The 17,900-nt window shown below is 49.2% G+C and carries 13 protein-coding genes and 1 tRNA gene; 2 read left to right on the top strand and 12 right to left on the bottom strand.

The window, feature by feature from the left end:
- Positions 1-21: 21 nt before the first annotated feature.
- The 7 genes from fkpB to AB8S08_RS02940 all read right to left on the bottom strand — a co-directional run bounded on the left by fkpB (position 22) and on the right by AB8S08_RS02940 (position 8,336).
- On the bottom strand, positions 22-462 hold the full coding sequence (gene fkpB / locus AB8S08_RS02970) for an FKBP-type peptidyl-prolyl cis-trans isomerase (protein ID WP_153825940.1): 441 nt from the start codon (positions 460-462) through the stop codon (positions 22-24).
- Positions 462-971, bottom strand: a complete 510-nt coding sequence (gene lspA, locus AB8S08_RS02965) for a signal peptidase II (protein WP_110076100.1) — start codon at positions 969-971, stop codon at positions 462-464. The genes fkpB and lspA overlap by 1 nt, the downstream gene beginning before the upstream one ends.
- A 7-nt stretch (positions 972-978) precedes the next feature.
- A complete protein-coding gene (ileS, locus tag AB8S08_RS02960; protein WP_369743512.1) occupies positions 979-3,831 on the bottom strand; it encodes an isoleucine--tRNA ligase in 2,853 nt (950 codons plus the stop codon).
- 251 nt (positions 3,832-4,082) lie between these two features.
- A complete protein-coding gene (ribF, locus tag AB8S08_RS02955; protein ID WP_313932529.1) occupies positions 4,083-5,006 on the bottom strand; it encodes a bifunctional riboflavin kinase/FAD synthetase in 924 nt (307 codons plus the stop codon).
- A 185-nt stretch (positions 5,007-5,191) separates the two neighbouring features.
- Positions 5,192-6,253 carry an alpha/beta fold hydrolase gene (locus AB8S08_RS02950; protein ID WP_369743510.1) on the bottom strand — a complete coding sequence of 354 codons (1,062 nt, stop codon included), beginning with the start codon at positions 6,251-6,253 and terminating at the stop codon, positions 5,192-5,194.
- A gap of 85 nt (positions 6,254-6,338) precedes the next feature.
- Positions 6,339-7,904, bottom strand: coding sequence for a murein biosynthesis integral membrane protein MurJ (gene murJ / locus AB8S08_RS02945; protein WP_369743508.1), 1,566 nt, complete (start codon positions 7,902-7,904; stop codon positions 6,339-6,341).
- Positions 7,905-7,937: 33 nt separating this feature from the next.
- Entirely contained in the window at positions 7,938-8,336 is a 399-nt protein-coding gene (locus AB8S08_RS02940) for a four helix bundle protein (protein WP_369743507.1), read from the bottom strand.
- A gap of 131 nt (positions 8,337-8,467) precedes the next feature.
- Between AB8S08_RS02940 and rpsT the strand changes: the two genes are divergently transcribed.
- Entirely contained in the window at positions 8,468-8,728 is a 261-nt protein-coding gene (gene rpsT / locus AB8S08_RS02935) for a 30S ribosomal protein S20 (RefSeq protein ID WP_110076084.1), read from the top strand.
- A gap of 74 nt (positions 8,729-8,802) precedes the next feature.
- Positions 8,803-8,879 (top strand) — tRNA-Arg (locus tag AB8S08_RS02930).
- A 33-nt stretch (positions 8,880-8,912) separates the two neighbouring features.
- On the opposite strand, the gene AB8S08_RS02925 is transcribed toward AB8S08_RS02930, so the two are convergent.
- The 5 genes from AB8S08_RS02925 to AB8S08_RS02905 form a co-directional block, all read right to left on the bottom strand.
- On the bottom strand, positions 8,913-10,097 hold the full coding sequence (locus tag AB8S08_RS02925; RefSeq protein ID WP_369743505.1) for an aspartyl/asparaginyl beta-hydroxylase domain-containing protein: 1,185 nt from the start codon (positions 10,095-10,097) through the stop codon (positions 8,913-8,915).
- A gap of 21 nt (positions 10,098-10,118) precedes the next feature.
- Positions 10,119-10,874, bottom strand: coding sequence for an SAM-dependent methyltransferase (locus AB8S08_RS02920; protein ID WP_153825948.1), 756 nt, complete (start codon positions 10,872-10,874; stop codon positions 10,119-10,121).
- An 8-nt stretch (positions 10,875-10,882) separates the two neighbouring features.
- Positions 10,883-12,586 (bottom strand): tetratricopeptide repeat protein, encoded by a 1,704-nt coding sequence (locus AB8S08_RS02915; RefSeq protein WP_369743503.1) that lies wholly within the window; start codon positions 12,584-12,586, stop codon positions 10,883-10,885.
- A gap of 86 nt (positions 12,587-12,672) precedes the next feature.
- Positions 12,673-15,414, bottom strand: a complete 2,742-nt coding sequence (locus AB8S08_RS02910; protein WP_369743501.1) for a TonB-dependent receptor plug domain-containing protein — start codon at positions 15,412-15,414, stop codon at positions 12,673-12,675.
- A gap of 377 nt (positions 15,415-15,791) precedes the next feature.
- The gene (locus tag AB8S08_RS02905; RefSeq protein ID WP_369743500.1) at positions 15,792-17,759 is read right to left on the bottom strand and encodes a prolyl oligopeptidase family serine peptidase; all 1,968 of its coding nucleotides are present in this window, start codon (positions 17,757-17,759) and stop codon (positions 15,792-15,794) included.
- Positions 17,760-17,900: the final 141 nt, after the last annotated feature.

Here is a 17,900-nt window from a genome sequence, read left to right as displayed (position 1 = left end):
AAAACTCCAAGTGCGTTGTTCTTAAGGATTCACTTCAATAATCTCAACCGCAAAACGTACCTGCTGGCCCGCCAACGGATGATTAAAATCAATGGTCACAAACTGGTCATTGATACTACGCACAATACCAGGCAACTCTGTGCCGTCGGGTTGCGGGAAAGTAAAAATCATTCCTACTTCGGGTCGCTCAGCGCCAAACTTAGTGGTATCCACTTGATAATAGTTGTCGCGATTAGGTTCGCCAAAGGCATCTTTGGCCTCGAGCGTAAACTCACGCTCATCGCCTGCTTTGAGCCCAACCAAACAGGCTTCAAAATTTTCAGTTAACGAACCATCGCCCATCCGAAACTTAGCCGGTTTACCGGTCATCTTGGTGCTATCGGCTACTGAGTTATCACTCAACTTAATGGTAAAGTGCATAATCACTTCACGACCGTGTTCGATCGGGAGACGACTGATCATTATTTTGACTCCTGCCCCGCGGGCTCTTGACGCTGTTCAAAAAACGCTTCTAGCAACATCAATACAGCCCCAATAGTAATGGCCATGTCGGCAATGTTAAATGCTGGCCAATGCCACTCATTCACATAAACATCGATAAAATCGATAACATAGCCATAAATGATGCGATCAATCACATTGCCAATAGCGCCCGCTAAAATCAGCGTAAAGGCGAGGTTCTGCCGCCATAACCCGACCGGATTACGGCGCAACCACACCAATAACACCAAGCTCACGGCAATAGCCAAGCCGGTGAATAACCAGCGCTGCCAACCACCTTGATCACTCAAAAAACTGAAAGCTGCACCCATGTTGCGTACGTAGGTGAAATTTAAGTACGGCATTATCTCTATGCTTTCGTACAAATCAAACACCCGGATCACCCACTGCTTAGTAAATTGATCCAGCACAATAAGTAGCAAGGTTAACCACAAAAAGCGTAAGCCACTGGCACGCTTTTGCAAATCTATCGGCTTACTAGGCAAAATGACGCTCCTCACCTGCACCTTCAACGTTAGTTACGCAGCGCGAACAAAGGGTTGGATGCGCCGCAATGGTGCCCACTTCAGGGCGGTGGTGCCAACAACGGTCACACTTCTGTGCTGCTGCTTTCGCTACTTGCACCCACACCCCTGCTAAATCAGTAGCCGCTGCACCCGCTGGGGCAGAGGTCACGGTTTCGACAGTCACCGCAGAGGTAATAAAGGCAAATCGCAACTCATCACCTAAGCTCGCTAACTGGCTGGCAATATCTGCTACCGCATAAACCGTTACTTCAGCTTGCAACGAACCACCAATCACCTCGTCGCGACGCGCTTGCTCAAGGGTACGGTTCACTTCATCACGAACCGCCAACACGGTCTGCCACAATTCGTTATCTGCCGCAGTCACTGTGATAGATTCAGCAGCCCGATACCAACTCTCGGTAAAGACATAGTGCTGACGAGCCTCGCCATCGGCTAATTGACGCGGCAAGGCATCCCAAATTTCTTGGGCAGTAAAGCTACAAATCGGTGCTAACCAGCGTACCAGCATTTCGGCAATATGATACAAGGCCGTCTGACATGAACGACGCGCTACACTGTCGCGTTTTGCCGTGTACTGACGATCTTTAATCACGTCTAAGTAGAAACTACCAAGTTCAATCGAGCAGAAGTGCATCAGCTTTTGCACCACCACATGAAATTGATAATCGTCTAACGCGGCCAATAATTCATTTTGCAAACTAACAGCACGCGCCACAATCCATTTATCAATAGCAACCATCTCAGCAGCTGCGACCGCGTGTTGGCTTGGCTCAAACTCATTGATATTAGCCAACAAGAAACGCGCCGTATTACGAATGCGTCGATAGCTATCGGCTGCACGCTTCAAGATTTCATCAGATACCGTCATTTCACCGGAATAATCCGTTGCAGCTACCCACAAGCGCAGAATGTCACCACCTAGCTTATTCATGACCTCTTGCGGCGCTACCACGTTACCGATCGACTTGGACATTTTCCGTCCTTGTCCATCTACGGTAAAACCATGGGTCAGTACTTGCTTATAAGGCGCTTGTTGATACATAGCCACGCCCGTTAACAACGACGACTGGAACCAACCACGATGCTGGTCCGAACCCTCTAGATACAAATCAGCTGGCCACTGTAAGCCCGGTGTTTTTTGCAGCACAGCTTCGTGCGTTACGCCCGAGTCAAACCATACATCCAAGGTATCGGTTACTTTGCGATAATCCGCTGCCTCGTCACCGAGTAGCTCTGCTGCATCTAAATCAAACCAAGCCTGGATACCAGTTTGTTCTACTCGCTTAGCGACTTCTTCAATCAGTTCCAGTGTACGCGGATGCAACTCATCGTTGTCACGCCGCACAAACACTGCAATCGGGTTACCCCAAGTGCGTTGGCGCGAGATACACCAATCCGGACGACCTTCCACCATACTTTCAATACGGCTTTGGCCCCACTCTGGTACCCAACGTACTTGTTTAATTTGCTCTAACGCTGTGCTGCGCAGCCCTTGCTTATCCATGCTGATAAACCACTGTGGCGTAGCACGGAAAATGATCGGGGTTTTGTGCCGCCAGCAATGCGGATACGAGTGCTGATAGGCCTCATGGTGAACTAACTTGCCGGCTTCTTTTAACGCCTCAACGATGTTGTCGTTAGCTTTCATCACGTGCTGACCAGCAAACATCGGTGTGTCATCTTTATAGACGCCGTTGTCACCCACTGGGTTATACACCTCAATGCCGTAGCGCTGACCAACAATAAAGTCATCCACACCATGGCCTGGTGCCGTGTGTACACAACCCGTACCCGATTCAGTGGTGACATGCTCACCCAAAATTAAAGGCACCTGCACGTCCGCAAATAACGGATGTTGCACCAACATATTTTCTAACGCCTGGCCCTTGGCAAAGCCAAGTTTGTGGTAATGCTCAATACCCCAACGCGCCATCGCACTGGTCACCAAATCATCAGCCAACACCAAGCGCAGCGCCGGCCGCTCTGCCGTAGCCTCAACCTGCACCAAGCTATAATCCAAACTTGGATGCAGCGAAATGGCCCGGTTGGCCGGAATAGTCCAAGGCGTGGTCGTCCAAATCACCACCTGCACTTCGCCTTCACCGGCGTGGTCTTGCGGATGATCAAAGGCCGCTACCAACTGGGCTTGGTCAACCGCTGCAAAACCTACATCGATAGCTGGTGAACGCTTATCTTGATACTCTACTTCGGCCTCCGCCAAGGCTGAACCACAGTCAGTACACCAATGCACTGGCTTAAAGCCCTGCTGTAAATGACCATTAGCAATGATCTTACCCAACGCCCGAATGCTATCCGCTTCTTGTTGCGGGTTCATGGTTAGATAAGGATTATCCCAATCACCAAACACACCCAAACGTTTAAAATCTTCACGCTGACCATCTACTTGCGTTAACGCATAGTCGCGACAATGCTGCCGAAACTCAGCAACGGTCAATTTTTTACCCGGCTTGCCATACTTTTTCTCTACTTGCAGCTCAATCGGCAAGCCATGACAATCCCAGCCAGGAACATAAGGCGCATCAAAATCGCTAAGGGTTTTCGCCTTCACGATCATATCTTTCAAAATTTTATTAACCGCATGACCAATGTGAATGCTGCCGTTCGCATACGGAGGGCCATCGTGCAAAATAAACACCGGCTTACCCGCTTTAGCGGCACGAATCTTGCCGTACAAGTCGTCGGCATACCACTGCTCTAGCATCTGCGGCTCGCGCTGCGCCAAATTCCCGCGCATCGGAAACTCTGTTTCCGGCAGATTCAGCGTGTGTTTATAGTCGGTCATTATTTCTGTTCCTTTTTCTGGGGTGTTTTGTGCCCCATGACTTATTTCAATTTTTGGGTTTGAGAAGCGTTGTTCGTGCGTTCACTTCGTTCACTGTTCGTTATTCGTCCGTGCTTCGCACTGTTCGTGATTCGTTATTCGTCCGTGCTTCGCACTGTTCGAACAGCGAAGCGGACGAAGCACGAACAGCAACGCGGACGAACAGCGAAGCGGACGAACCACGAACAGAGCGCGGACGAATCACCGCCGAATCACGGCCGAAGCTCGCGCGCAGCGCGAGCATCACGCTCTATTTGTTGCTGCAACGCAGCAAAGTCAGCGAACTTTTGTTCAGCACGGATAAAATGCCGCGGCACCACCTGCAACTGTTGCCCGTACAAGTCGCCGGTAAAATCAAACAAGTGCACCTCAAGCTGTACCCGCTCGCCATTAAGCGTTGGTCTACGCCCAATATTAGCAACGCCAGCATGCATTTTGCCATCATTGGTTTGCACCTGCACGGCAAAAACACCTCGTAACGGAGAGTGTAAACGCTTCAGTTGCAGATTAGCAGTAGGAAAGCCTATCGTCCGGCCTTTTTTTTCACCATGCACCACCCGCCCAGCAAAAGCAAAGGGGCGACCTAACATGGCCTCGGCTGCAGCAAAGTCACCTTCTGCGAGGGCTTGACGAATGGCGGTGCTGCTCACTCGCTGTTGCTGCTGCCGATAACTTTGCGTATCGACCACTGCAAAACCAAATTCGGCGCCAGCCCGCTGTAACATCGCAAAATCACCTGTGCGCCCGTGGCCAAAGCGAAAATCATCACCCACCACTAAAAATTTCACACCGAGTTTTGCCACCAACACCTGCTCAATAAAATCAGCCGCCGGCAAATTAGCAAACTTACGATTAAACTCAATCACAATATGGCGATCAATCCCTTGGGCTCGCAACGCTTGATGTTTTTCGCGCAGATTGGTCAAGCGCGCCGGTGCTTTATCCGGCTGAAACAATTCTTGCGGTTGTGGCTCAAAGGTCATCACGGTGGCTGCAACACCGCGCTCTTGCGCCTGTTGCTTAACTTGCGCCAGCACCGCTTGATGGCCTAAGTGTACCCCATCAAAATTACCAATAGTGAGCACACACCCACGGTGGATAGAGCGAATATTATGTATTCCGCGAATTAACTGCATGAGAACGTAGTGAGCCTATCGTTACTGGTGATTCGGTAAATTATTAACGTAAATGATTAACGTAAATGATTAACAAAGTGGCGATTATAACAGGCTCACCAAAGGCTAACCAGACACTAAAGACTCATTAATACCAGCTCGAGTAGCTGATCGCTCAAGCACCTCATCAAGATGTTGCGGTGTAGTTAATGCTCATCGCCGTCGGCGTTGAGTAGCTTAGTTAGAGCTTTTTCGACAACCTGTGGGTGCTGTAGTGGCACCAGATGGTCACTATCAGACAACGGAATATACTGCCCGCCAGAAATCTTGGCCTGCTCAGCACTCCAAGCACTGCCTTCGCGCTGCCACTGTTGCAGGGCTGCCACCAGCTCGGCGTCATCCGCTGCAGCTGCAATCTCCTGCTGCTCGAAATCACTGTCTATAACACTCACAGGTATCTTAGTAATCATGGCTAGCGAGGCATAACTTTCTATGTCCGCACGGTAGGCCGCTATCTCACGCGCCCGCGTCTGTTGCTGCGGTACCAGCAAGCGCAACTGCATGATCTGTTCAAAGTAGCTCCAATCCATCACACTCGAATCTTGCGCTACGAGGTCGCGCACATGTTGATGCTCAGCCTCAAGTTTTTCCTGCGTTCTCGCGGTCCAATTGCCCGCCGCCAAATGCGGTAGCAACTTATCCAGATTCGCCTCATACCAGTCAGCCGGATAGCCCTGATACAAACTCAACGAATGGGGTAAAGGAATGTCAGGGTCAATGTACAGCATGGCTTGAATGGCAAATTGCTGCTGATAGGACTGATAAAACCAACGCGCACTGATACTGGCACTGGCAAACGCCACCACGGCCAACTCGGTTTCACCTAATTGCTGCAGCACCAAGGCCAAATCATCGGCAAAGCGGCGATAGGACACCTCCTCGCTATAGCTACTCAAGGCATTACCAAGCCGGTCAACGCTATACACTCGATACTGCTGCGCCAACAACGGCTGCAAGGCTGCGAACCACGCACTATCACTGTGATAGTTATGATTTGGTCCCGCTAACAAAACCACCGCTGGGCCACTGTTCTCCAGCCCCATCGCCCGTACATGAAACTGCCCTGCAGTAGTGCTGACTAACCGCGAGTGCTCCGGCAACTGCGGCTGCTCAGCGCTTGCCACAGCATCGTCAGCAGCGCTAGCCGATATGCTAACCGCCATACTAAATAGCAGGGGTAGCAGCATAAGAAGAGAATACATTTTCATGAAAACATCCTGTTACAGCAGCAAGGGTCAAACCACACCAGCTAAACCACTTAGCGCCGGCTCCAATTATCCTACGTGAATGATGCTACCGGCCCTTCGCTAACAGCTTATGCCCTTTAGCCACGCCTAACAGCAACAATACCAATACATAAGTGCCCGCACCAGCGCCAATTAATACCGCCAACTGCCACACCCTATCCATAAATTCTACCGTCAACCACCAATCTCGCTGCGGCGCCAAGTACAACACCACCGCCACCATCGCAGCCACGGCCAGCGCCACTTTCACGAAATACGTCAAAGTACCGGGATAACGCTTCAGCACCCCATCGCGCCACAGATTATAGCCCAACAAACCCGCATTCACTGCCGCCGACAACGACGTAGCAATGGCCAAACCCACATAACCAAACGGAATCGCAAACACCAAATTGAACACCATGTTAGTCACCATGGCGATGATCCCGTACTTAACCGGACGCTTGGTATCCTGGCGCGAATAAAATCCCGTCGCCAACACCTTCACCAACATAAAACTCAACAAACCAGAACCGTAGGCAAACAAACTGTACGACGCCAACCGCGCATCCTCAGGCGTAAACTCACCGCGCATAAACAGCACCATCAGCATCGGCTCGGCCAACACGATCAGCCCCGCCATTGCCGGCAAACCCAGCAACACCACCGTCCGAATACCCCAATCCAAGGTGCGACTAAACTCCGCCGCCGATTTATCCACATGCCGCGAACTCAACGCCGGCAAAATCACAGTCGCAATCGCAATCCCAAACAACCCCAGCGGAAACTCCAACAACCGGTCCGAGTAATACAGCCAGCTAATCGACCCACTCATCAAAAACGAAGCAATGAAAGTATCCAACAGCAAATTAATCTGGCTCACTGACACCCCAAACAACGCCGGTATCATCAAGGTCCGAATTTTAGTCACCCCAGGATCACGCCAGCCCCAGCGCGGCCGCACCAACAATCCCGCACGGCGCAAAAACGGCAGCTGAAACAAAAACTGCACCGCCCCACCAACAAACACACCCCACGCCAGCGCATATTCCGGCTGCTCTAACTGCGGCCCCAACCAGATCGCGAATACAATAATCGCAATATTCAAAAATACCGGCGTAAACGCTGCCACCGCAAACTTGCCAATGGTATTTAAAATAGCCCCAGCCAGCGCCGTAAAGGTAATAAACCACAAATACGGAAAGGTAATCCGCAACAAATCCGCCGCCAACACAAACTTATGCCCCTGCGGCCCATCGTAATACCAATCAATAAACCAACCCGTACCAAACAACGCCGCTACCACCGGCGACAGCACCACCCCCACCAAAGTAACCACTGTCACCAAGGTACCCAGCGTGCCCGCTACCCGCGCAATCAACAGCCGCTGCTCATCCAGCGTCTTGCCCTGCTTATATTCTGTTAACACCGGCACAAACGCCTGCGCAAACGCCCCCTCCGCAAACAATCGCCGCAAAAAGTTCGGAATCTTGTTGGCAAAAAAGAACACATCCGCCGCCGCACCCGCGCCCATCAAGTTCGCAATCACCACATCACGCGCCAACCCCAGCACCCGCGAAATAAGGGTCATGAAGCTAACGATTAAACCAGATTTAGCAAGGGATTTAGACAATGTAACCTCAACTTCGTTATTAGCTATTAGCTATTAGATATTAGGGATATCAGTCGCCGTTGACTGCTCCAGTTCTTGCTTTTTAGTTGACCTAATCAAGCCATTAAGCAGCTTATAAACAAAGCTTGTTTCTGCCTGCATCCGCCTATCTATAAAACCAAGCCTGAAGCTTATCTCTAACTGCGTTTCAAGTTCTGCGAGTGAACCTCTAGCAATAAAATAAAAGCGCAACTGTTCACGATACGAACCTCGACCTGCTCCTTCTGCAATATTACTTGATACAGACACGGCAGCGCGACGCATTTGACTTACCAAACCAAACCGCTCTGAATCAGGAAAAACTTCAGTTATCTTATAGATAAGAACAGCCAAGTCTATGGCTACCTCATATACTTTCAAATTTTTAAACACGACAGCCTCCTTTGCAATCATAAAGGTAGCCTATGTTTACGAATATCGAATAGCTAATAGCTAATATCGCACTTGACTTTAGGTCTAAAAACAGGCATATTCCCCGCCCTATTACACCAATGCATTTTGATAACGAATTTTAGGAGTTCACCTTGGCTAACATTAAGTCTGCTAAAAAGCGTGCGGTTCAAGCAGAAAAAAACCGTCGCCACAACGCGAGCCGTCGCTCTATGATGCGTACCCAATTGAAAAAAGTAATTGCTGCTATTGAAGCGGGCGACAAAGCGGCTGCTCAGCAGGCATTTACTGGCCTTCAACCGGTATTGGATCGTTATGCGACCAAAGGTTTGATCGGTAAGAACAAAGCTGCTCGTCATAAGAGCCGTTTAAGCGCGAAAATCAACGCACTGTAAGCATCTGCTTGCATGGTGTGTGATTAACTTCGTGTTACGAAAAAGCCGGCTTCTGCCGGTTTTTTTGTGGCTGCGTTCCCGTAGCTCAGCTGGATAGAGCAGCCCCCTCCTAAGGGGCAGGTCGCAGGTTCAAATCCTGCCGGGAACGCCAATTTTCGTATTACTTGGGTACCTAGAGCGCCATTTACGCCACCGCTTTAACGGCGCGGTTAAATTCTCCTAGCTTAACCATCACGTCTGTAAGTGCAGCTCGCTCAACCTCAGTCAGGTACGGGTTCCAGATATCTGCCAGCAACACAATTCGAGTGCGGTCGCTGCGATTCCATGCTTCATGCAAATAGGTATCATCAAACGCAAAGGCTTTGCCTTCGTCCCAATGTATCTCGGTGATATCCGGTAGATGCAACGCGCAGTCCGTGGGAATATCTAAGCCCAAATGCAATACCGAGCGCAGGTTGGTGACGCCCCGATGGGGCAAAATATGAGCGCCGGGGCGTAGAATAGAAAAACAAACTTCAGGCGAGTGCAGAGGGATGCGACACAAGGGTAAGCTATCTAGCACCGAGGCCGTGGTTGGGCATTGGGCTAAGTTTTCAGTAAAGGCTTTACCATGTCGATAAAAGAAGAACGCATCCCAGCTACCGCCTTCGGTTAACTGCTCTTCGCCACCTTGATACTGAAAACGCGGGAACTCAGCTTGGGTCTCTAATACCCGATGCAGATCAGCCTGAATGCCGGCAGCGGCAGCTTCGTACTCATCAATAAAAGGCATCGCCTCGCGCGGAAATTGCGGTGCTACGGGTAAATCCGGCACGTAAAAATAGCTGGGTAACTGGCGCTTGTCATGATGTTCAACTGCGATTTCACCCGTATGCATGCGCACGGCTTTAATCACTCGCGCCAGATCTTGCTGCTCGTAGTCTCGTTGTAGCTCTCTAATCCATTGCTGGCCTTGGGCGATTCGTTGCTGCGCACTTACTTTCAACGCATGCTGCACAAACGGCCGACACCAAGGCGCAGTAGATGCATCATTGAGCCAAAAGCCAAGGCTTTGCGCCGTATTAATGGCTTGGCTGTAATGCAAAAATGCAGCTTCAGGCTGTCCTAGCATTTCAGCAAAGCGCGCCACTAGCAAGCGCGTAGTAAAAGCATAAGGCTGTTGTTCTACTAAGCCCGTTAGTTGCTGCTGCTTGGCTTCGCTATCACAATACTGGCGAAGTGCTTGCCCCAGTTGTTCATGATAACCAACTTGCTTCGGCTCCGCTTGGATCAGTCGCTCTAGCAAGCCAATCGCTTGCAGTAAATCGCCTTGTTCGCTAGCTGTTACTAGTTGTTGTTGGAGTTCTGCTGTGGTTACTGCATCTGTCATGAGGGTACCTAATTCTTAAAGTTATTTCTGCCGGCGTGCGTAAGGTTTATCCCAGGCCTCAGAATGAATCCATTTAGCGCCCATGCCAAAACTAGGTTGGGTCGCAGCTAAACTGGTAAAATTAAAATCACGATGAAGGAACACAGACGTGGTCGAGCTGTGGCATTCGCCTGGCTTAAAGCCCGTAAAATCCACTTCGATTAAGCCTTGTTCGCGTAAAAACTTGGCCGTATTAGGGTGCCAATCAGCATTATCCAAAATGATCATGCCACCTTGGTTCAGCTTACCTATGGCGGCACTAGCACAGTCATAACGGTAACCAGCGCTGTCCACAATAATCACATCAAAGCCATGCTGGTACTGCTCAATGGTCCACGGAAAATCATCCCCATCAACATGCAGCAAGGTCACATTAGCAGCGAGTTCAGGCTTTAATTTTTGCACCCACTGGGCATTATTCTCGACGCTCATCACCTGCTGCGCCCGCTGCATCCAAAACTTAGTAGAGCCGCCGGCGCCAAACTCAAACACTCGCTTCTGACGATAATCAAACTGTTGCAAGTATTCAATAGCAGGGTAAGTAAACAAAGGTAACGGCTGCCCCTTGGCATCCTGTGCTGTACCTTCGTCTACTGCTTTCACAAAGCCGTATTCGGCCCGCACTATCTGTGTGATGGCCGCTAAAAACATCTCGCCTTTGGGCATTTCAACGGCTTGCGGATGGCGTTTTAATCTGCCGCCCTGCTCCTGTTCTTTACTAAAAGCACCCCAATACATGTTTATCGTTACTCCTCTGGCACCAAATCAAAAGCCACAGTCACGCGGTATTCATCGTCAGCAAAAGGCACGGTTCCATGCCACATCATCGACGGAAACAAGACCACTACGCCAGCTTGTGGTTTAACAATATAGTCAGGTTCATCCATGTAGGTCGGATCCAACTGCGCTTGGCCAAACTTGATCCAGCCATGGCCGTCATGGTTTACCGCCTTGGGAATCGACACATAGAAGCAGCCACTGATCCAGCCTTCGCTATGATAATGATTACGATGAAAGCCTGAACAATTCAGCCGCACACTCCAGGCGCCAGTGTACTTAAATCGCCCACTTTTGCGCTTTAGAAACGGATGCTCTGGGTCATCGGGTAGCTCGGCAATATACTGTGTTACCGCGGCTGAAATCTGTTGCTTCAGCGCTTGAATATCTTCATCTTGATTAAGAAATAACTGGCCGTCGGTTTGAGTACCACTGCGTAGCGACTGCTGCAACGGATGTTGTTTTTGCGTATGCAGGCGCTCCAGTTTAGCCAGCAAGCCTTGATTAAAATCAGACAACCCGCCGTCTGCGGCGGTAGTTAACGCAAACGGGCGCACGAAACGTGCGAAATCGTACAAACGCTGATAGCCCTGCCAATCGCCACTAGCTTTCAACGCCGTAGCACGCATCGCCCACCAGCCCTGATGCCCAGGTGCTAACGTCACCAACTTTTGCGACAGCTGCAAGCACTCTACATAGTTCTGCTGCCCGAGTTGAGTCACAAACATCTCGTACAATGCTTCTTGATGCTCCGGTTGCAAGCTTAAGGCTTGCTGCAAATAATCTTCTGCACGGGCCAGTTGCCCTTGCATACGCTTTAAATGGCCTTGCAATAACCATACCGACGCTGGCACCGAGTCTAATTGCAACAAGGGCTGTAAGGTCTGCTCCGCCTGCTCAAATTGCTCAGCTTTGATTAATCGATGAGTTAACCCAAGACGTAGATCATGCCAGTCGTTATGAGCAGCTAATTGCTCGTGATAGCTACCCAGCCAATCGCTATCTTGCTGCAACCAGCGCATGTCTGAAAAAGTTTCGTGCAGCGCCAACTGACGTGGTTGCAAAGCAAGTGCAGCCCGCATATCGGCATAGGCTAAGTCGACTTCATCTAAGGCAAAAAACGCAAGCGCGCGTTGGCGTAAAAATGCCACCGATTGAGCATGAAAGCTCTTTTGCAAGAGCTCCAGCGCTTGCTGCGCCCGCCCTTGTAAGCGGTAAGCTTCTGCTGCAGCTAAGCGCGCTTGCGTATGCTGCGGTTGCTGTTTAAGCACTGTCAAAAAGGCAGCCAAGGCATCATCTAACTGCTGCTGTGCCAAAGCGGTTAAACCAAGGTTATAGCGCGCCTCAAAAAAGTTGGGCTGAGCTTGTAAAGCCAACCTAAATTGCTGCTGAGCTTGCTCATATCGTTGCTGTTGACGTAATAAATTACCGTAGTTATTCAGAATTTCGTGATGCTTAGGAGCTATCTTTAAAGCCCGCGTAAAACTTTGTGCGGCCGCGGTTAACTGTCCTAACTTACGCAGAGTTAAGGCCTGCACGTGCCATACCAACGCCTGCTCAGGCAGCTGTTGACTAAGCTGCTGCAACAAAGGTAGCGCCGCTTGATACTGCTGCTGTTGATACAGTGTCAGTGCTTGCTGCAGCACTGCTTGCGGTTGCTGGGAACGCTTCACCTGCTCTCCTTAAGCTCTCGAAAAAAGGCCACCAATAAAAAAGCCAGCAAATTCATGCTGGCTTTTTTCATCGGAACTGTCAACGCTTAGAACTTCATACCTAAACGAACGTACCAGTACGCACCTGCTAAGTCATAAGAAGTAGCAATGGTGTTCATGTCTTGGTTGTTCGTGGTATATGGAGGCTGACGGTCAAACATGTTACGGATACCGCCACTGATAGTGGTGGTTTCGTTTAACATGTAGCTTGCCTGCAAATCGTGGTAAACCGCGCTACCTGCATAGGTGCTGGTGTAAGTAGGCTCGCCACTTAAGTCATCAGTACCTTGCATGTAACGAGCTGCCCAAGATACTGACACATTGTCCATATCGTAAGTAGCGGTGAAGTTTGCACGAACTTTAGAGAATGCAGCAATGCTTGATTCCCACTGGTCAGCCGCATAGTAGCCAGCATACTGAGTAGGCTCAGCACCAGGTGAAGAAACAAAGCTGTAGTCTTTCAGGTAAGTACCGTCTAAACGTAACTTCAACAAACCTGAAGCAAGGTCAGTCGACCAGTTTGCATCAAAGTCATAACCAGAAGTTTCAAAGGTAGACAAGTTAGCTAAGCTAGCTACGATACCAGAAACGGCACCAAGGATGTCACGATTTGGAGCATTTGGGCCGTAAGCTGGACGGTCCATTTCTGCGGCACCAAGGATCAGGTCACACAATGGGCTGCTGAAATCAACACTGGTATAACAGCCATTCACGATGGTGTTGGTGTCGATTGAACCTACGCCGTTATCAATTTTGATATCGAAGTAGTCAACGGCCAAACTGAAGTTCTCAATGAACTCAGGCGTGTAAACAAAACCTACGGTTAAGCTTTCTGATTCTTCCGGCTCAAGATTTGGGTTACCACCAACCAATGACGCAGACTGGTTAGATGCTAATTCGAAGTCTTGTGGTAAGCCTTCTGACGCACAGTTGTCACGTAACGCTTGGTTGGTTTTTGTACCCCAGTCATTACATGGCTCGTTGTACGCTAAGTTAGATTCTTGCTGTGGTGAGAACAACTCGCCAATACCTGGCGCGCGGAAACCATCAGCACGAGTCGCACGAACCAACAAACCTTCAAACGGCTTGTACTCTAAACCAAATTTGGTGTTCGTGGTTGAATCCAAGAAGCTGTAGTTTGAGCTACGTACTGCTGCAGACAAGCTTAAATCTTCAACCCCTGGCATATCTGCCAATAATGGCACGTCAAGCTCAAGGTAAGCTTCAGTTACATCGTACTGACCTTCGGTTTTCTCACCAGCTACTGAGTAGATTTCACCAATCAGTGCAGCACCGTCTGGTTGATACAAGTAGTCTTCCCAACGTTTCTCAACACCGGCTGCCCAAGCGATATCGCCTGCTGGCAAACCAATACCCATCAAGTCACCAGAGATGTTAGCCAAGAACTGTTTGGTTTGGCCACGTACTACCGGAGAGTTAGGTAAGAACGCATAATCCATCATCGCTTGAGTTAAGGTGCCTTGTGCAAACGGGTTCCACACACCTGGACAAGCTGCATCATCAGCACACAAGTCTGGATCAGTTAAGTTCAAGAAACGATTTGCGTTGGCACGACCGTAGTCAACACGGGTATCAACAAAGCGGGTGTAGTTATAAGACACATCCCACGTCCAACCATTGTCTAGGTAACCTTCAAAACCAGCAACCATACGATAGTCGTTCATGTCTTGCGTGAACGCACGGCCACCAGACTCTTCTAAACGACGGTTGATGTAAAGGTCTTCACCTACTGGGTTGTACGGGTTAGTTGCTGGAACGAATTGGCCCCAGAAAGTACCCTCTGCACCCATCAACTGGTCTGATTGACGGTTAGTGAAACCACCTTCGATAAAGGCAGTGGTGCTTGGTGTTAATTCATAAGTGGCAGCACCGTTGATGCTAAATACTTCCATTGGCGTAACCATGTAGCTTACTGCAGCGTAGTTAAAGCCATCGGTAGCATTGTTAAATGGACGCAGTGCACCTGTGGTTGGGTCAACTACGTAACCTTTGTAAGAATTAGATACGGTTGTCCAAGTACCCATCGCAGTAGTACCAGAACCACCACAGTAAACACCACCTTCGCCGTCATCGAACAATGGGCATTCAGAGAAGTCACGATCGCCCTGCCAGATTTCGTTACGGTTGGTGTATTCTAACGACAATACCACGTTACCACGGTCACTTGAGGTACCTACGGTAGCAGCGATACGGGTAGTTTCACCGTCGCCTTCGCCAGTCAGGTCGTATTGAGCTACAAACTCAGCACCTTCAAAGTCACGCTTGGTGATAAAGTTGATTACCCCGGCGATCGCATCAGAACCGTATGCAGTAGATGCACCGTCACGTAGCACTTCAACGCGCTCAACGTAAGCCATTGGGATAGAGTTCATGTCGCTGAAAGCAGTACGACGACCGTTAACCAACAACAAGGTACGGCCAGAACCTAAACCACGCAATGATACCGTGGCGCTACCGTTACTACCGTTGTTTACGTTCGAGCCTTGCGCAGCACCGTTCACTGATGGCAACGAGTGTACGAATTTTTCTAGCGTAGCGTAACCTGATGCTTCAAGGTCGGCAGCAGTAAATACTGAGATAGGGCTTGCGGTTTCAAGGTCGGTACGCTTGATGCGTGAACCTGTTACAGAAATGCGTTCTTGGGCTTCAGCACCGGCTTCGTCTTCAGACGTGTCTTGTGCTGCAGCTGTGCCTGATAATGCTAATGAAGCACCACCAAACATCAGGGCTAAGCGGATAGACTTAGCAACTTTGCTATTGGTATACATAATTATTCTCCCTGGACCACTTTTAAGTGATTTTTTTGCTATAGCTCAACACGCATAGCAGCGCGCGAACCAAGTCTGACCCAGATCAGAAAAAACCCCGTAAAATCGTTGTTTTTTTGATTAGGGTCAACTTGATACTAATGAAAATAATCGATGTGAGCAAGCGTTCTATCGCAAATAACTATAACAAAAGTGATCTTATTTTCACCGCACTGTGTCTTATCACCGATATAAACATGCAGTTTATCGCCATATTCGTGTTATTTCGGCTCTCACTTAAATAATTTTGCATTCATTTAACATGGTTAAGGTCTTGCTTTTGAGCAAAAAAAAGCCTCACTGCAAAACAGTGAGGCTTCTTCTTCATGACGCATCTTTTAGTCGCCAATGTGCTCTTCGAAGAAGGCAAGCATCTTCTGCCAGCGCTCAACGTTATTTTCTGGTTTGTAGAATCCGTGGCCTTCACCTTTCTTATACAACCACTCGTACGGATGCTCACGCTCTTTCAAGGCATCACGCAAGCGGAAGGCATGCTCTTCTGGCACCCGGATGTCGGCACCACCTTGAATAATGAACACTGGCGCTTTGAGCTTATCCACGTTATCAATCGGTGATTGCTCAGTACGGCCTTCGCTATCACTAGGTAGTACTTGATCTAAATAGTTACGGCCCGCTTGAGCTTCAGAAATATCGCCTTGTTCGTACATCAGGTTTAAGTCGTACACCCCAACAAAGCCAACAATACACTTATACAGATCTGGCTCACGAATACCACTTTGTACCGCCGCATAACCACCATAAGAGGCGCCATACACGCACACACGATCAGGGTCAGCTATTTTCTCTTTCACTAAGTGCATCACCCCATCGGTCATGTCGTTAATCATGGTGGTGCCCCAGTTTTTATAACCAAGTTCCATAAATTTCCGACCGAAACCACCTGAGCCACGGAAGTTAGGCTGCAATACCGCATAGCCATGTTCTGCTAACACTTTGGCATCAGAGTCCATACTGCCCATGCTGTCGCGAATACCATGCGGGCCGCCATGTGGTAATAAGATCAACGGCAAATCTTTGGCTTCTTTTCCGTTAGGCAAGGTTAGTAGAGCATGAATATCTAATCCGTCACGGCTTTTATAGACAATAGTTTGCGTCGTTGGAATCGTATGTCCATCCAACCAAGGTTTAGCCGCAGCAATCGGCGTCAGCGCACGCTTATCGCGGTCGAACAAATAAAACTTTGCAGGAGCATTCACTGACTCTACCCGCACAATCAATTTACGATTATCACGGGTTGACGAGTTAATGCCCACCGACTGACCTGGGAAAGTAGCGATCAAGCTTTGCACCAGGCGGGCGTAATCCTTATCTTCAACATCATCAAAAAAGAAAGTATCAATACCATTGTATTCAAAGGCAGCACCAATCACTTCGTTGGCACGACCATTCTTCACACTCATGATCGGCATCAAATCGGTATTTGGATGCTCAGCCATCACGGTTTCTTGTTTGGTGCTTAAATCCAACACACTCAACGAGCGAGTATCCGATTGGCTATCACTCAGACCTAACACTTGGTCGGTACCTGGCAACATCAGTAAGGGCATAAAACCGCCATCGGTTTCGTAATAACTGTCAACTTCGTACCAGTCTTTGTTGGCGCCGTCACGCCCTAGGATCACCGTCTTGTTTTTCTCGTTCGGGTCGATCCCTAACACCATCCGCGACACCCCATCGCTATCTAGTACTACCTGCACGTTAGTGCTCGCATAGGCACGCAGCGGGATGCGCCCTTCTGAACGCTTACGCCCAGAAGTAACCTTCATGGTATAAAGATCTAAATAGGGTTCTTTGGAGAAAAACGAGCGGGTGTAGATCATGATGGCTTCAGGATCTTCCGGTAAATAATCTACCACTTGTGCAAACTCGTAGTTGCCATCGCTTGAACGTGGGCCAGTTAGAATCACTTGGTTCGAGCCATCAGCATTCATGGCAAAGATTTCACCCGTAGGTACCGGTGCATCCAAAGAGCCAATCTCGCGCGCCATGGTCATGATTAGACGCTCGTTATTCGCCCACTGAAACGAAGATACTGATTCACGCCCATTGCCTTGGGTGATAGATAGAATCTTGCTCTCGTTAATATCTAAGACAGTTAGTAATACCGAGCCTTCTTCATTGCGCGATGTTGCTGCTAAATAGTCACCGCGGGGGGAGATTTTTACATCCAAGTATTGCGAATGCTTCGCATAGTTTTCTAGCAGCTCGGTTTTCACCTCAGCGCCATTCGTTAACATGGGTACAGCTAATGCTGCTAACCCCATCACCAATGAAGAATACTTCATATTTGCCTCGTGTTCTGTAGAGAGTGTCTGTCTTTATAATTGTTAATAATACTATCGTTAATTGTAAAACAAAGTAAATAAAAAAGCCCCACCTAAGTGGGGCTTTTATCATTCATCTTGCTTGTTCGTTTCAACGAACCT

The organism is Pseudidiomarina sp. PP-1MA (assembly GCF_041200125.1).
GTDB classification, from domain to species: domain Bacteria; phylum Pseudomonadota; class Gammaproteobacteria; order Enterobacterales; family Alteromonadaceae; genus Pseudidiomarina; species Pseudidiomarina fusca.
This window is presented reverse-complemented; position numbering and strand designations above follow the sequence as displayed.

Excerpts from the sequence above, each read along its gene's own strand:
- ribF (WP_313932529.1), bottom strand. The coding sequence starts at position 5,006 with ATGCAGTTAATTCGCGGAATACATAATATTCGCTCTATCCACCGTGGG.
- AB8S08_RS02920 (WP_153825948.1), bottom strand. The coding sequence starts at position 10,874 with ATGTATTGGGGTGCTTTTAGTAAAGAACAGGAGCAGGGCGGCAGATTA.
- ileS (WP_369743512.1), bottom strand. The coding sequence starts at position 3,831 with ATGACCGACTATAAACACACGCTGAATCTGCCGGAAACAGAGTTTCCG.
- AB8S08_RS02940 (WP_369743507.1), bottom strand. The coding sequence starts at position 8,336 with ATGATTGCAAAGGAGGCTGTCGTGTTTAAAAATTTGAAAGTATATGAG.
- AB8S08_RS02950 (WP_369743510.1), bottom strand. The coding sequence starts at position 6,253 with ATGAAAATGTATTCTCTTCTTATGCTGCTACCCCTGCTATTTAGTATG.
- AB8S08_RS02910 (WP_369743501.1), bottom strand. The coding sequence starts at position 15,414 with ATGTATACCAATAGCAAAGTTGCTAAGTCTATCCGCTTAGCCCTGATG.
- AB8S08_RS02905 (WP_369743500.1), bottom strand. The coding sequence starts at position 17,759 with ATGAAGTATTCTTCATTGGTGATGGGGTTAGCAGCATTAGCTGTACCC.
- AB8S08_RS02925 (WP_369743505.1), bottom strand. The coding sequence starts at position 10,097 with ATGACAGATGCAGTAACCACAGCAGAACTCCAACAACAACTAGTAACA.
- fkpB (WP_153825940.1), bottom strand. The coding sequence starts at position 462 with ATGATCAGTCGTCTCCCGATCGAACACGGTCGTGAAGTGATTATGCAC.